This window comes from Pseudomonas caspiana (assembly GCF_040224095.2).
GTDB classification, from domain to species: domain Bacteria; phylum Pseudomonadota; class Gammaproteobacteria; order Pseudomonadales; family Pseudomonadaceae; genus Aquipseudomonas; species Aquipseudomonas caspiana.
Genome location: NZ_CP167995.1, coordinates 5,464,871 through 5,480,102, shown reverse-complemented (window position 1 = coordinate 5,480,102; position 15,232 = coordinate 5,464,871). Strand labels below are relative to the sequence as shown.

Here is a 15,232-nt window from a genome sequence, read left to right as displayed (position 1 = left end):
TGCTCCCGCAAAAGCCTCATTTCCCAGTCATTTTTCAGCGGTCTTTAAAGCGTCAATATCGACTTGCTCCAATAGACTGATGAGTACTCTGTGGGAGCCGGGCTTGCCCGCGATGGGGTTGGACGCGATATAGCTGATATCTGCAGCGTCCTTATCGCGAGCAAGCTCTGCTCCCACAAAAGCCTCGTTTCCCAGTCATTTTTCAGCGGTCTTTAAAGCGTCAATTTCGACTTGCTCCAATAGACTGATGAGTACTCTGTGGGAGCCGGGCTTGCCCGCGATGGGGTTGGACGCGATGTACCTGATATCTGCAGCGTCCTTATCGCGAGCAAGCTCTGCTCCCACAAAAGCCTCAGTTCACAGTGATTTTTCAGCGGTCTTTACAACGTCAACGTCAACTTGCTGATTAACGCACCGGGCAGCTGGCTGGAAGCTGTCTGGCGCTGACTATAGGTACTTGTGGACAGAATCAGTTCCCGCTCTCTGGTCAAATCTTCCAGTGCGCTGCCCAGCAGGCTGTAAGCGCTGTCGTCGAAACGCATGGTGCTGACCGGGGCCTGGATTTTGCCATCTTCCACCCAGAATGTCGCAAAACGGGTCATGCCGGTCAGGCGCGCAGCGGGCTGGTCGGAGTAGTTCAAGTACCACAGGTTTCCGATGTACAGACCCGTGCCGATTTTCTCCAGAATCTGCTCCAGTTCCAGGCTACCACCCGCCATGCTCAACGAGTTCGGTGCTTCCCAAGGCTCAGCGCCGTTGGCTGCCAAACCATACTCGGCAGCACTGGCAGAACCCACCAGTTGCTCGCCGCCTTTACCTTCACGAATCAATGCCAGATCCCGACGTGGATAGCCTTCGCCGGAAAACGCCGGGGAAAGCGAACCGCTGACCTGCTCGTCGAGGCTCACCAGCGGACTGAACTGAGCATCGCCGCTGTACAGCCGCTGTAATGGACTTGTCTTGTTCGCCAGCGACTGCGCCGAGAAACCGCCCCAGCACAGCATACCGATGATTTCATCCATGGCTGCCGGGGCCAGATACGCACGGTATTGACCCGGCGCCAGAGTTTTCAGCGGCTTGCCAAGAAACTCCAGTTGTTCGCGAGCCAGTTCGAAGCGACGTGCAAAACCGTCGTCACTCCAGTCGTGCCCGGCGTAGTTGGCTTTGACCGCCTGACCGTTCTCGTGAAACAGACTCCAGTCGAAATTGAAGCTGTTGGCTTCATGCCAGCCGAACGCGCCCCACGAGCTGGCGAAACCGCGATACAGCGGTCCTGCAGCATAGAAACCAACCAGATCCAGCCCTTCGCCAAGCTCAGCAATTTGCCCGACCACATGTTCGCTGTCGGCAACGGCAAGTCTTGAACGTTTGTGTTCTGCCACGCTTCGGTGTTGGGCTTGAGGTACGGATCTTTCGGCAACAGCGCTACCGTTTCACGCAGTTGCTCCAAGGCCTCGCTCAAACGCTGACGATCAAGCTCGCCGTCGCCGCTGAGGGTCAGTTGCAAGTCGGCGTGGCGCTCGTCGTTGATCAGCTTGAGGGTCACGCTGGCCTGTTGCACATGGCCGACCTGACGCACCTTGGCGTGATTTAAACGAATGAAGTCCGACTCTTCGGCGTTGTAGGCGAGGGTGAAGCGCTCTTGATCGCTGATCGCAGCGTTGAGTACTGCGACCAGTGCCTGAAATTGCTGTTGATGCGACATCAGGCATCCCCTCCAAATACATCGACTTGCTTGAATACGCAGGCGGGCGAGGCATGGCCCACGCGCACCACTTGATTGGGTTCGCCTTTACCGCAGTTGGGCGTGCCCAATACTTTGAAGGTACTGGCGTCGCCCACGGCGCTGAGGTTTTTCCAGAACTGCGCGGAAATAGCCCGGTAGTTCGGGTTCTTCACCACACCTTTGAGTTCGCCGTTCTCGATCAACTGGCCCCACTCGCAGCCGAACTGGAATTTGTTGCGCGCATCGTCGATGGACCACGAGCGGTTGGTCGACATCAGCACGCCATGTTCGATGCCGCCAATCAACTGGTCGAGGGACTTATCCCCAGGCTCGATGTTGAGGTTGGCCATGCGATCAATCGGTGGACGGTTCCAGTTACAGGCGCGACTGTTGGCGACGCCTGGCAGGTCAGCGCGGTATTGCGACAGTGCACCGCCCAAAGGACGTTCCAGCACACCGTTGCGAATCAGGAACTGCTTGCTGGCCGGCGTGCCGTCATCGTCGTGGCTGTAGCTCGCCAGTTGCTCTGGAATGTCCGGGTCGAAGGTCACGTTGAGCAATTCGGAACCGTATTGCAGATGACCGAAATCACTGGCCTTCACAAAACTGGTACCGGCATAGTTGCGCTCGTCACCGAGGATGCGATCCAGCTCCAGCGGGTGGCCGATGGACTCATGGATTTGCAGGATCATCTGGTCCGGCGTCAACAGCAGGTCGCGGGGGCCGTTCGGCGTGTTCGGGGCCATGATCAGTTGCAAGGCCTGGTCGGCGACTTTGCTTGCCGCGCCCACCAGTCCGCAACTGCTGATCACTTCCGCGCCGCCCTGCTGGCCGAAGTTGTCCCGGCCCAGGCTACGGGTCTGGCTGTCGCTGCCGTCATAGGCGGTAACGGTCATGCCCGGATAGACAAAACGCTGCGCCCGACGAATCTGTGCGCCTGCGTTATTCAGATAAATCTGCTCGACGTTTTCCAGACCGAGCGTGACTTGCCAGTTCACCAGTCGCTCGTCTTTGGGAACGGCGCTGGATTCGCTGAGCAACAGCTGGAGGCAATCGCTCAAGGGCGGGAAGGCGTCCTGCAAATGTGGCGAAAGGTAATCAGCCTGCGCGGTCGCAACAGGTTGATCGCTGAGGTTCAGCAGTGCGTGAGGGGCAAGCCTGCGGGCGTGGGCTTCGGCCTGTTCCAGCGCGGCTTGCAGACCCCGTTGCGAAATGTCCCGCGTCGCTGCGTAAGCTTCGACGCCGTTGAGGCGCACGGTCAGCATCGCCCCTTCGTCAGTGCTCAAGTGCGGCGGTTCAGCGACGTTCTTGCGTACGCAAAGATGCTGGCTGGTTTGACGGACATAACGCAGGGAGAAGAACTGGGCACGGCTCTGCAAGGCGGCAAACCGCTGCTGGAGCTGAGCGGAAAAATCGAACATGCAGAGTCATCCTTGTTCGGGTGAAGCGGGGGATTTGGGCGTTGTTGCGGCTCGCAGCTGAAGCCGCTCCTACGGATTCTGCCGTCGTCGTAGGAGCGGCTTCAGCCGCGAGCCGCAACAATGCAGGATGGCGCTAGATTAGGCCTGTGGCCATGTCGGGATCAAGCGCGGTTGTGGCGGGTGGGTGTTTCGAGCAATGCAGGTGCATGCGGGGCCCGATTGAAATGCGATCTATGTGGGAGCCGGGCTTGCCCGCGATACATGAGACGCAGCTTGAAGACACACCGCGTTATCGTTTATCGCGGGCAAGCCCAGCTCCCACAGGTTTTGCATTTTCAAATTTTACTGCGCAGTGCGGCTCACTTCCCGCACTGGCTTGCCACGTGCTGGCTTGTCACCCGCGACGAAGTAATCGGCAGTGCTGCGAGGCAGCGGTGCGCGGCCGCGGATCTTGTCGGCGATTTTCTCGGCGATCATGATCGTTGGTGCGTTCAGGTTACCGGTGGTGATCAGCGGCATGATCGAGGCATCGACCACACGCAGGCTTTGCATGCCATGCACGCGGCCTTCGCCATCGACTACGGCCATTTCATCGGTGCCCATCTTGCACGAGCAGGACGGGTGATAAGCCGTTTCAGCGTGTTCACGGATGAACGTGTCGAGGTCTTCATCCGACTGCACTTCGATGCCAGGGCTGATCTCGCGGCCACGGTATGGGTCGAGCGCAGGCTGCTGCATGATTTCCCGGGTCAGGCGAATGCCGTCGCGGAATTCCTGCCAGTCCTGCTCGCTGGCCATGTAGTTGAACAGGATGCTTGGGTAGTCACGCGGGTTCTTCGATTTGACCTGCACACGACCGCGACTTGGCGAACGCATCGAGCCTACGTGAGCCTGGAAACCATGCTCTTTGACGCCCTTAGTGCCGTTGTAGTTAATCGCTACCGGCAGGAAGTGGTACTGAATATTCGGCCATTCGAATTCTTCGCTGGAACGAATAAAACCGCCCGCTTCAAACTGGTTGCTGGCGCCGATGCCCGTACCCAGGAACATCCACTCTGCGCCAATGGCAGGCTGGTTCCACCACAACAGTGACGGGTACAGCGAGACCGGTTGAGTGCAGGAATATTGCAGGTACATCTCCAGGTGGTCCTGAAGGTTCTGGCCGACACCTGGCAGGTCATGAACCACAGGAATATCCAGCGCGTTCAGAACTTCAGCCGGACCTACGCCGGAGCGTTGCAGAATCTGCGGCGAGGCAATGGCGCCGCTGCACAGCAAGACTTCCTTGCGTGCACGGGCTTCGATGCGTGCGTCGCTGTCACCCACCAGGTAGCTCACGCCGACTGCTTTTTTGCCGTCGAACAGAATGCGGTCTGTCAGGGCGTGAGTGACGATGGTCAGGGTGTCGCGCTTCTTGGCTTCATCCAGATAACCGCGAGCGGTGCTGGCGCGACGGCCTTTGGGCGTCACAGTGCGGTCCATGGGACCAAAGCCTTCTTGCTGATAACCGTTGAGGTCATCGGTGCGCGGGTAACCGGCCTGCACACCGGCTTCGACCATGGCGTGGAACAACGGGTTGTTGCCCGCTTTCGGCGTGGTCACGCTGACCGGACCTTCGCCGCCGTGATAATCGTTGGCGCCGATGTCGCGTGTTTCGGCTTTGCGGAAATACGGCAGGCAGTCTGCGTAGGTCCAGTCTTCCAGACCTGGGTTTTTTGCCCAGCCGTCGTAGTCCATCGCATTGCCGCGGATGTAGCACATGCCATTGATCAGCGACGAACCGCCGAGGCCTTTGCCGCGACCGCATTCCATACGACGACCGCCCATGTGTGGCTCTGGATCGGTTTCGTAGGCCCAGTTATAGCGACGGCCTTGCAGCGGGAATGCCAGAGCAGCCGGCATTTGTGTCCGGAAATCCAGACGATAGTCCGGGCCACCGGCTTCCAGCAGCAGAACGGTGACGCCCGCGTCTTCGGTGAGACGGGCTGCCAAGGTGTTACCGGCCGAGCCTGCGCCGATGATGATGTAATCGAATTCCTGGGACATTACTGCACCCTCTAAAAAAATGTTTGAGGTCTACGGTCCCTGTAGGAGTGAGCTTGCTCGCGATTGCGGTGGTTCTGGAAAAATACCGGTGTCTGACACACCGCAATCGCGAGCAAGCTCACTCCTACAGGATCCGGGCGGCAACTTGCTCGCCGCCTGGAGGGGACGGCGTTCCTAGAACACCGACGCGTAATCACCCAACTCAACCTGAACAGACTTGATCCGCGTGTACTGCGCCAACGAGCTGATGCCGTTTTCGCGGCCTACACCGGATTGCTTGTAGCCACCGACTGGCATCTTCGCGTCGGATTCGCCCCAGGCGTTGATCCAGCAGATACCGGCTTCCAGCTGATGAATCACGCGATGGGCGCGGTTCAGGTCTTTGGTGACGATGCCTGCTGCCAGACCGAAATCAGTGTCGTTGGCGCGGCGGATGACTTCTTCTTCGGTGTCGTAACCGAGGATGCTCATCACTGGGCCGAAGATTTCTTCCTGGACGATTTTCATGTCGTCTGTGCAATCAGTGAAAACCGTAGGGGCCACATAAGCGCCTTTGGCCAACTCACCTTCAGTCAGTCGCTCGCCACCGGCCAGCAAGCGTGCGCCTTGCTCTTTGCCGGACGCGATGTAGCCCAGTACGTTTTCCATATGGGCGAAACTCACCAGCGGGCCGAAATTGGTATTTTCGTCTTCCGGGTCGCCGACACGTATGCGCTTCACACGCTCCAGAATTTTTGCTTCAAACGCAGCCTTCAACGCGTTGGGTACGAACACCCGAGTGCCGTTGGTGCAGACCTGACCGGAGCTGTAGAAGTTGGCCATCATCGCAACGTCGGCCGCGCGATCCAGATCAGCGTCGTCGAAGATGATCAGCGGCGATTTGCCGCCCAGTTCCATGGTCACTTCTTTCAGGGACGAACCCGAAGCGCTGGCCATGACTTTCTTGCCGGTTTGCACGCCGCCGGTGAACGAGATCTTCTCGATGCGCGGGTGCTCGGTCAGCCAGCTGCCGACTTCAGCGCCGGTGCCCGGCAGCACGTTGAACACGCCATCCGGTACGCCTGCTTCGGTATAGATTTCAGCCAGCTTCAAGGTGGTCAGCGAAGTGACTTCGCTCGGCTTGAAGATCATCGCGTTACCGGCAGCCAGCGCCGGGGCGGACTTCCACAAAGCGATCTGGATCGGGTAATTCCAGGCGCCGATACCGGCGACCACACCCAGCGGCTCGCGGCGGGTGTAAACGAAAGAAGAGGTGCGTAGCGGGATCTGCTCGCCTTCGATGGCAGGCACCAGACCTGCGTAATATTCCAGCACGTCTGCACCGGTGACGATGTCGACGTATTTGGTTTCCGAGAATGCTTTGCCGGTGTCCAGAGTCTCCAGCGCGGCCAGTTCATCGTTGCGTTCACGCAGGATGTCCACGGCACGGCGCAGGATGCGCGAGCGCTCCATCGCGGTCATTTCGGCCCAGATTTTCTGGCCTTTCTCGGCGCTGACCACGGCGCGTTCAACGTCCTCTTTGGAGGCACGCTGGACTTGAGCCAACAGCTCACCGTTGGCAGGGTTGATAGCATCGAAAGTCGCATTGCTGGTGGCGTCGACGTAACCGCCGTCGATGTAGAGTTTTTGCTGTTCGAAACGGGCCATAAAGTCCTCGCAAATTCAGAGTGGCTGGCGATGACTGACGTCAGGTTGCCTTAGCGATTTGGGCAACTTTGGTGCGTAGTCGTTCGGTGCTCGCCTCATCAAATGTGAAACGTTTCAGCTCACCGCTTTCGCCAGTTGGAAATCCATGTATTCGTAGGCGATTTGCAGCGCCTGATCGGTGTCGAACTCATCGCCCGACAGCGCGCCGCGTAGCCATAAACCGTCGATCAGTGCCGCAAGACCGCGGGCCGCGCTACGCGCTTGCTCCGGTGCCAGTACGCGGCGGAACTGACAGCACAGGTTTGAATACAGACGGTGATCGTTGATCCGCTGCAGCCTGTGCAATGACGGGTGGTGCATGCTGGTGGCCCAGAAGGCCAGCCAGGTTTTCATTGCCGGGCCGTTGACCTGGCTGGCGTCGAAGTTGCCCTCGATGATCACTTGCAGATGCGCCCTTGGGCTGTCATCGGTGAGGGCCTGACGACGTTCACGTACGGTCAGGATCAGGGCATTCATCAGGTGGCGCATGGTGGCTGCGATCAGGCCGTTCTTGTCCTGAAAGTAGTGGCTGATGATGCCGTTCGAGACGCCTGCCAGACGAGCAATCAGCGCAATGCTGGCGTCGCCCATGCCGACTTGATCGACCGCTGTAAGCGTGGCCTGGATCAACTGCTGACGGCGTATAGGTTGCATACCGACCTTGGGCATTCGCTAAATCTCCTGATTCGCCTGACTGATCGCTCTGCCCAAAGAGGCTCAGCCAGTCTAAAGATTTTTTATTGAACGTTCAATCAATAAAAAATGATGGGCGTGCGGAAAGCCTTGTAGATGCACATGTGTGGGCGATGAAATTCGGTTCCCTTGTGGGAGATTCTATGTTCGCCTGCTCCCATAAGGGGCTGTGGTGTGCTTTTACCCTAGATTCTTGCCAAGCAGCGCGTGATACAACTCGCTATCCCCCAGAATCCCCACCACCTGGTTGCCATCCTGCAGCACCAGTTTGTTGCCCGTCTGATAACGAATCTGCAGGGCGTCGCGCATACCGATATTGGAATGCACCAGGGTCGGTTTGCGATCCAGAGAGTCCATGGGTTGGCCGGGCGTCCAGTTTTGCAGGTCGAGTTGACCTGCCCCCTGACGTGCGCCTTTGATGGTGTTGCCTTCGGCCAGTTCTAGCCACGAATCCACGCTTGGGTCCAGGCACACCGAGCCGTTGACTCGGGTGCAATTGTCCAGCGTACGCATCAGGCTGCGGCCACACAGCACGTTGAGCGGATTGGTATGGGCGACGAAGGTACGCACATATTCATCGGCCGGGTTGAGCACGATCTGTTCCGGCACGCTGTACTGCACGATGCGGCCGTCTTTCATGATCGCGATCCGACTGCCCAGCTTGAGCGCCTCGTCCAGATCGTGGCTGACGAACACAATGGTTTTATTCAGCTTGCTTTGCAGCGCCAGCAGCTCATCCTGCAAGCCTTGGCGGATCAGTGGATCAAGGGCGGAGAAGGGTTCGTCCATCAACAGAATGTCGGCATCCATGGCCAGTGCACGGGCCAGGCCAACGCGCTGCTGCATGCCGCCGGATAACTCGTCGGGCTTCTTGTTGCGCCACTGGGTCAGGCCAACCAGTTCGAGTTTTTCGTCCACCAGCTTGCGGCGTTCTTTCTCGGGGCGGCCCTGCATTTCCAGACCAAAGCTGATGTTCTCGCGCACCGTCAGCCAAGGCATCAAGGCGAACTTCTGGAACACCATGGCGATGCGTTTGGTGCGCATCAGTTTCAGCTCGGCCGGAGTGCAGTTGGCGATGTTGATCTGCGAGCCTTCATGCTCGACGTAGAGCGCGCCGCGGCTCACGGTATTGAGGCCGTTGATGCAGCGCAACAGGCTGGATTTGCCCGAGCCGGACAGGCCCATCAATACACAGATTTCGCCTTTCTCGATATCCAGACTGGCTTTTTCCACGCCGACGATCTGGCCGGTTTTCTTCAGGATCTGGTCACGGGTCAAGCCTTCATCAAGCAGCTTGAGTGCCTCGCGCGGATCATTGGCAAAGATAACGTCGACGTTATCGAATTGGATAATGCTCATGCGTCAGCCCTCACTTTTGCTTCGGGTTGTTTGCAGATACGGTCGAGCATGATTGCCAGCAGTACGATCGCCAGGCCAGCTTCGAAGCCTTGGGAGATGTCGGCAGTATTCAGTGCATTGACCACGGGTTTGCCCAGGCCATCGGCGCCTACCAATGCGGCAATCACCACCATCGACAACGACAGCATGATGCACTGGGTGATACCGGCGGCGATGCTGGGCATGGCGTAAGGCAGTTCGATACGCGTCAGCAGTTGGCGACGCGACGAGCCAAAGGCTTTGCCTGCGTCGAGCAATTCGTGGGGTACATCACGGATACCCAGATACGTCAGGCGGATCGGCGCGGCAATGGCGAAGACCACCGTTGAAATCAGACCGGGCACCACGCCCAGGCCAAATAGCGTCAGGGTAGGGATCAGGTAAACGAAGGTCGGTACGGTTTGCATCAAGTCCAGCACCGGTCGCATCACGGTGTAGAACATCGGTTTGTGCGCAGCAACAATGCCCAGCGGCACGCCGATGATGACGCAGACGAAGGTGGCGAACAGCACCTGAGCCAGAGTTTCCAGGGTTTGATCCCAGTAACCCAGATTGAGGATCAGCAAAAACGACGCGACGACGAACACGGTCAGACCCCATTTGCGCTGGATGAAGTGCGCGAGCAGGGCAATCAGGCCAATCAGCACGAAGGGGTTGAACCAAGTCAGCGCAAACGTCAGGCCGTGGATCATGGTTTCAAGCGATGACGCGATTGCATCGAAAGTGCTGGCGCCGTGTTGGGTCAGCCAGTCTACGAAGGCCGCGATGTACTCGCCTAAGGGGATTTTATGATCTGTCAGCATGGTATCGATTGTCCGCTTGCGGGAGAAAAGGGGGACAACAGGCGGGCGTACCCGCCTGCGCGTCGGCTTACTTTGTCAGCTTGGCTTTTGCTGCCTCCAGGCCAGGTTTGCCGTCAATGGTGGTCACGCCAGCCAGCCAGGTGTCGAGCACCTGCGGGTTGGCTTTGAGCCAGGCTTTGGCGGCCGCGTCAGGCTTCTGCTTGTCGTCCAGAACCTTGCCCATCAGGGTGCTTTCCATGTCGAGGGTGAACGACAGGTTTTTCAGCAGTTGGCCGACGTTGCTGCATTCCTGTGCGTAGCCTTTACGCGTGTTGGTGAAGATGGTGGCCTGACCGAAGTTCGGGCCAAAAAACTCATCGCCCCCAGTCAGGTACTGCATTTTGAAACGGGTGTTCATCGGGTGCGGTTCCCAGCCCAGGAACACCACATCGGATTTGCGACGCTGAGCGCGATCAACCTGGGAGAGCATGCCTGCTTCGCTGGATTCAACGACTTTGAAACCGGCGTCTTTCAGGCCGAAAGCATTCTTGTCGATCATGCTCTGGATCAGGCGATTGCCGTCGTTGCCAGGCTCGATACCGTAGATTTTGCCGTCCAGTTCTTTCTTGAACTTGGCGATGTCGGCGAAATCTTTCAGGCCCTTGTCGTAGAGCGCTTGAGGAACGGCCAGGGTGTATTTGGCGTTTTCCAGGTTGGCACGAATGGTCTCCACGGTGCCGGCATCACGATACGGCTTGATGTCGTTTTCCATGGTCGGCATCCAGTTACCGAGGAACACGTCCATGTTCTTGCCGTCGGCCAGGGACTTGTAAGTCACCGGTACGGAAATCATCGTGGTTTTGGTTTTGTAGCCGAGGGACTCGAGAACGGCGCTGGTGACGGCGGTGGTGACCGTGATGTCTGTCCAGCCGACATCCGAAAAGTTGACTGTGCTGCACTGCTCAGGCTCAGCGGCCTGTGCCAGCATCGGTAAGCCCAGCGCAACAGCCAGTAGCAACGATTTAGAACCTTTCATATATGGACTCCCTTGGTGTTTTTTTTCTCGCTATCAGCTTCGCAAGCTGACGCGGTTGGTGTTTTTTTGGCTGAAGTACAAGGCGTTTGATCAAGGCTCTTCCACTGCGCTGGCGAACGAGTCGATACGGATCATGTAACAGCAAAAATCAAACGCCTACAGGGGGCGTCGTAACCAGTACACAGGGCGTCGTATCCAGTGTTGGTGACGTCGCTTACAGGTTTTTTCCATGCCGCAAGAGCGTTTTTGCTGCGTGAAAGCGGCAAAAACCGGCATGAGTCATCGCGCCGGGACTCAGCGAATCTCGGACGACGTTGGTGGGGATGTGCATGTCGTTGCGGGATGCCACAGGCGCTACAAAAGCCTGATGATGGATGCATCCACAGCGAGGGAACAGCAAGAGCGTAGCAGCTGCGGCGGCGCTCGCTATTACCCCTCAAACCGCTCATCACGGTGGTTTTGGATGGTCATTCGGGTGTTATGTTCCCTGGGCGACGCTTATCAGTCTTTGTAGACGCTGCCGAAGGCCGCGAATGAATTGTCATGCCCGCACCTGTTTCGCAGCCGTTGGCAGCGCCTGCAACGGCATGCGTCGGGCTGGATTCAAAGGTGCGCACTTATCGAACACTCACCCTGAATACCGCCACCTTTTGGCGCGGAAGCTCTTAAATATGGCGCAATGTCAGGTGATGGCTTTCCAGTTTCGACCATCCCCCGTGCATTGAGTGACAATCGGCTACGACCCCTCGTTTCGAGCCTGCACACAAGTGCTACCGAACTGCTCACCCGCCACTGCCATTAAGGTCGCAAGGGATGCCGACGTCGCTAATCGACAACTCAAGTCGCTGCTGACTAGACGCATCGCGACGTCGTTTTCAGGTGTAATTGAATGAGCATTCAACTTTAGGCATGGCATTTGCGTTGTCATCACAAAGCCCTGCTTCGTACAGGGTAATAACAAGAGCCTCCGCCTGAGGCCTCCAACCGCTTTGTGTGAGGAGATACTGTGATGACATCGTTCAACTCCGGGGCCCAACCCCAGAATCGCGCACCACAATCCATCGGCTTTCTGCTGCTGGATAACTTCACTCTGATATCTCTCGCATCAGCGGTTGAACCTCTGCGTATGGCGAACCAGTTGTCGGGCCGCGAGTTGTATCGCTGGACCACGCTGAGCGCTGATGGCGGTCAGGTCTGGGCCAGCGATGGCCTGCAGATCACCCCTGATGCGGCCATGCACAAGGCTCCGGCAATGGACACGGTAATTGTCTGCGGCGGCGTCGGTATCCAGCGCACGGTTACCCGTGAACACGTCAGTTGGCTGCAAAGTCAGGCACGTCAATCCAAGCGCCTTGGCGCGGTATGCACTGGTAGTTGGGCACTGGCCTGCGCCGGTCTGCTCGATGGTTTTGATTGCAGCGTGCATTGGGAATGTCTGGCCTCCATGCAGGAGGCGTTTCCCCGCGTGGCGATGAGCACCCGCTTGTTCACCCTGGACCGCAACCGCTTCACCAGTTCCGGTGGTACCGCACCACTGGACATGATGTTGCACCTGATCAGCCGTGATCATGGTCGTGAACTGTCGGCTGCCATCTCGGAGATGTTTGTCTACGAGCGCATTCGCAATGAGCAGGATCACCAGCGTGTGCCGCTCAAGCACATGCTCGGCACTAACCAGCCGAAGCTGCAGGAAATCGTCGCGCTGATGGAGGCTAATCTTGAAGAGCCGATCGATCTGGACGAACTGGCAGTTTATGTCGCCGTTTCTCGTCGTCAACTGGAGCGGTTATTCCAGAAATACCTCCACTGCTCCCCATCGCGTTATTACCTCAAGTTGCGCCTGATCCGCGCCCGGCAGTTGCTTAAACAAACACCGATGTCGATTATCGAAGTGGCCTCGGTCTGCGGCTTTGTGTCTACACCGCATTTCTCCAAGTGCTACCGCGAATACTTCGGCATCCCGCCGCGTGACGAACGAGTAGGTTCCAATACCACCCAGCAAGTGGCGATGATGCCCATCCCGCAAGCGATGGTCCTGGCACCGCTGTCTGGTCCTTTGTCGGCGTTGAGTCAGGCCCGTAATGAATCGACGTTTGCGAGTGTGCGGTTGTAGTGCAGGACAAGCATCCCTGCATCAACTGAAACACCGCTTCTCTGTAGAAGTGAGCTTGTTCGCGAGACATCAGACCGGCTTACGCAGAAATACCGCCTTGCAGCCAAGGTCACTCCTACAGGAAAAGCTTCATCCACGTCTTTGTTTGTACTGCGCGAGCGCTGGCAATAGCTGCTGATCAATTGCCTGCCTTACTGCTGGCAAAATCGTCGCGCTACCCGTGAGCATTTGCTCCACCAGACAACGCAACGCCGTGGCGCGGTCTTCGGTCAGGCCGCAGACGGCCTGTGCGCAGGCCTGTTCGGCGGTGGCTCCTGACGGCATCTCGAAGCCAATCGATCTTAACTGGCTGATCAAGTCTTCCTGGTCGATCAAGTCCGCATGCATCATGTCCTGTGCTCCATTTCCTGTGAGGTATGGAGCGATTCTGGTAGCGGGCAGGTGACTCGACAAGAGTCGTTGTCCGGCATGACTACGAACAGGTCGTTTTCGGTCAACTCGCGACGAGGAGGTTGATCTCAGGCATTAGCTCATGGCTGAACCGCTTGGTCCGCTGCGTTGTAGCTAAACGGTTTGGCATTAATCTGAGTAAAGTCGAGCCGAAGAACGGGTACCCAGAGTCCGGTTTTATTCTTGAATTTGGTTTGATAAGTTTTGGCTTCTTCCACCGAGCCTGGAGCACTGGTTTTCCAGAAAAAAGCCTCCAGCGGTAGCTTGTTGCCTGAATCTTGCAGCCACGTGGCAACCATTACTTCATTCCAATCGCGCGGATGTATTCCAGTTGCACGTGCTTCAATGCTGACTTGGAACTGCGCGGGATCCTGAGTGCTCAATGAGCATTGATAACTGGGGGCTGGCAGCGGGGTTGAATAGGTGATCCATTGTGCAAGTGTCCGCACATTAACGGAAGCGCAGGAACTCAGGTCTGCCGCGGACAGACTTCTCACCCTGATGCTACACCCTTTGTCTTTTCGGCCGCTAACTAAAGTTCCTGCATCGTTGGCATATATGCAGACGTAGTCCACAGACTTATTGGCGGCGATTGCATCATTTTGACTTGAAAAAATAAAACCACTGTTATGGTAAAGATCGGTGATTTTTGCATCGAGCCTCATGTAAGCAAACGACACACCGCCTAAATCAATTGCGCTAGGTGCTGGATTCCATGGGTCATAATTACCATTTTGAGTTGCACGTATGATCACGCCGTTGCAATAGTAAGCTGGCTTGTCGCCTGGGCATGCTGTCCCTGTATTGCGATACCTGGTGTTAATAGCTTCCGCGATGGCGGCTCCATCAAAGGGAAGAGTATTGATGACCTCAATCGAGAGTGGGGCGGAAATCTTGAGTTGCCCCTCTCCGCTACCCACGCTGTAAGTCAAGACAGCTGTATTTCCCACGTCTTTGGCGATTTCGGCTTTAGGAATGACAAACACCAGTGGTCGGGTCGCTCCTACTGTCTGGATAGGCACAACGTTGTAAACCGCCTTACCTGTCCAGCGCATGCCGACGGTTTGCCCATTGGCAATGCTGGGGTAAATAACAGTCACACTAACGGTTTCTCCCATCGTCCTGAGGTCGAGCTTACCGTTGAGTGCGGACGCTACGGTCGGTTCTGGATAATCATCACCGGGGACTGGCGTGCCAACGACGTTGATGAGTAGCGGTTGAGATATTTCGATCCGGTTGGGGCCAACTCCTACGCTGTAGGTCAGTACGCCTGTACGCCCTGCATCCAGTGCGAGGGTAGCTTTTGGAATGGTGAAGGCTAGCGGACGAGTTGCCCCCACCGTTTGCACCGGCGTGTCATAGGTGGTTCTACCTGTCCATCGCAGCCTGACGGTATGCCCATTGGTAATCGCCGGGTAAATAACTGTCGCGTTGGCATGAGTCCCAAGGTTCTGCAGCACCAGTTCGCCGTTAGGTGCTTCCGTCACTTTGGTTGGAGGTAGCTCCAGAGCGAGTGGCTGTATTTGTGTTTGGGACGCTGCGGCTTGACCCTTATGAGGTGGAGCGAGAAGATCAGATGAGCAGCCATAAACGAGCAGGCTTATACACAGCAACGCGCTCATGTGCACTTTAATAGTCATCGCTGGCTTCCATGTCGATAATAATATGGTGTTAGAGAGCTGGATTGTCTTTTTGGGACAAGATTGAATTGCCTCGGGCGTTAATAGTCGCAAAGCCTAGAGTCAGGCTAGTTGCTCGTCATCTAATTGTCTATCAGTCCGGGCACGGATTTATAAAGTAAATAGCGATTATAAAACCTCCAGTGATTCCGAAGTTAATATGAAGATTGAGAGTTTTAGGGGGGCTTGATTGCCTATAGCG

At 56.9% G+C, this 15,232-nt stretch carries 10 protein-coding genes and 1 pseudogene; 1 reads left to right on the top strand and 10 read right to left on the bottom strand.

Annotated elements, in window-relative coordinates:
- Positions 1-380 precede the first annotated feature (380 nt).
- The 8 genes and pseudogenes from ABRP31_RS24730 to ABRP31_RS24695 all read right to left on the bottom strand — a co-directional run bounded on the left by ABRP31_RS24730 (position 381) and on the right by ABRP31_RS24695 (position 10,788).
- Positions 381-1,705 (bottom strand): annotated as a pseudogene (locus tag ABRP31_RS24730) (TldD/PmbA family protein).
- A complete protein-coding gene (locus tag ABRP31_RS24725; RefSeq protein WP_349973198.1) occupies positions 1,705-3,147 on the bottom strand; it encodes a TldD/PmbA family protein in 1,443 nt (480 codons plus the stop codon). Before ABRP31_RS24725 ends, ABRP31_RS24730 begins: the two are co-directional and overlap by 1 nt.
- A 342-nt stretch (positions 3,148-3,489) precedes the next feature.
- Positions 3,490-5,193 (bottom strand): choline dehydrogenase, encoded by a 1,704-nt coding sequence (gene betA, locus ABRP31_RS24720; protein ID WP_349973200.1) that lies wholly within the window; start codon positions 5,191-5,193, stop codon positions 3,490-3,492.
- Positions 5,194-5,367: 174 nt separating this feature from the next.
- The gene (gene betB, locus ABRP31_RS24715; RefSeq protein ID WP_349973202.1) at positions 5,368-6,840 is read right to left on the bottom strand and encodes a betaine-aldehyde dehydrogenase; all 1,473 of its coding nucleotides are present in this window, start codon (positions 6,838-6,840) and stop codon (positions 5,368-5,370) included.
- 114 nt (positions 6,841-6,954) lie between these two features.
- On the bottom strand, positions 6,955-7,548 hold the full coding sequence (betI, locus tag ABRP31_RS24710) for a transcriptional regulator BetI (protein ID WP_087271315.1): 594 nt from the start codon (positions 7,546-7,548) through the stop codon (positions 6,955-6,957).
- 204 nt (positions 7,549-7,752) lie between these two features.
- The gene (gene choV, locus ABRP31_RS24705) at positions 7,753-8,931 is read right to left on the bottom strand and encodes a choline ABC transporter ATP-binding protein (RefSeq protein ID WP_349973204.1); all 1,179 of its coding nucleotides are present in this window, start codon (positions 8,929-8,931) and stop codon (positions 7,753-7,755) included.
- On the bottom strand, positions 8,928-9,773 hold the full coding sequence (gene choW, locus ABRP31_RS24700; RefSeq protein WP_349973206.1) for a choline ABC transporter permease subunit: 846 nt from the start codon (positions 9,771-9,773) through the stop codon (positions 8,928-8,930). The genes choV and choW overlap by 4 nt, the downstream gene beginning before the upstream one ends.
- Before the next feature lie 67 nt (positions 9,774-9,840).
- Positions 9,841-10,788 (bottom strand): choline ABC transporter substrate-binding protein, encoded by a 948-nt coding sequence (locus tag ABRP31_RS24695; protein WP_087271322.1) that lies wholly within the window; start codon positions 10,786-10,788, stop codon positions 9,841-9,843.
- A gap of 1,009 nt (positions 10,789-11,797) precedes the next feature.
- Between ABRP31_RS24695 and ABRP31_RS24690 the strand changes: the two genes are divergently transcribed.
- Complete coding sequence (locus tag ABRP31_RS24690; protein WP_027899603.1) at positions 11,798-12,901, top strand: GlxA family transcriptional regulator; 1,104 nt, start codon at positions 11,798-11,800, stop codon at positions 12,899-12,901.
- A gap of 129 nt (positions 12,902-13,030) precedes the next feature.
- On the opposite strand, the gene ABRP31_RS24685 is transcribed toward ABRP31_RS24690, so the two are convergent.
- Together ABRP31_RS24685 and ABRP31_RS24680 are read right to left on the bottom strand one after the other, a co-directional pair.
- Entirely contained in the window at positions 13,031-13,291 is a 261-nt protein-coding gene (locus ABRP31_RS24685) for a hypothetical protein (protein WP_349973208.1), read from the bottom strand.
- A gap of 140 nt (positions 13,292-13,431) precedes the next feature.
- Positions 13,432-14,991, bottom strand: a complete 1,560-nt coding sequence (locus tag ABRP31_RS24680) for a hypothetical protein (RefSeq protein ID WP_349973210.1) — start codon at positions 14,989-14,991, stop codon at positions 13,432-13,434.
- Positions 14,992-15,232 lie beyond the last annotated feature (241 nt).

Excerpts from the sequence above, each read along its gene's own strand:
- ABRP31_RS24725 (WP_349973198.1), bottom strand. The coding sequence starts at position 3,147 with ATGTTCGATTTTTCCGCTCAGCTCCAGCAGCGGTTTGCCGCCTTGCAG.
- betA (WP_349973200.1), bottom strand. The coding sequence starts at position 5,193 with ATGTCCCAGGAATTCGATTACATCATCATCGGCGCAGGCTCGGCCGGT.
- betB (WP_349973202.1), bottom strand. The coding sequence starts at position 6,840 with ATGGCCCGTTTCGAACAGCAAAAACTCTACATCGACGGCGGTTACGTC.
- betI (WP_087271315.1), bottom strand. The coding sequence starts at position 7,548 with ATGCCCAAGGTCGGTATGCAACCTATACGCCGTCAGCAGTTGATCCAG.
- choV (WP_349973204.1), bottom strand. The coding sequence starts at position 8,931 with ATGAGCATTATCCAATTCGATAACGTCGACGTTATCTTTGCCAATGAT.
- choW (WP_349973206.1), bottom strand. The coding sequence starts at position 9,773 with ATGCTGACAGATCATAAAATCCCCTTAGGCGAGTACATCGCGGCCTTC.
- ABRP31_RS24695 (WP_087271322.1), bottom strand. The coding sequence starts at position 10,788 with ATGAAAGGTTCTAAATCGTTGCTACTGGCTGTTGCGCTGGGCTTACCG.
- ABRP31_RS24690 (WP_027899603.1), top strand. The coding sequence starts at position 11,798 with ATGACATCGTTCAACTCCGGGGCCCAACCCCAGAATCGCGCACCACAA.
- ABRP31_RS24685 (WP_349973208.1), bottom strand. The coding sequence starts at position 13,291 with ATGATGCATGCGGACTTGATCGACCAGGAAGACTTGATCAGCCAGTTA.
- ABRP31_RS24680 (WP_349973210.1), bottom strand. The coding sequence starts at position 14,991 with ATGACTATTAAAGTGCACATGAGCGCGTTGCTGTGTATAAGCCTGCTC.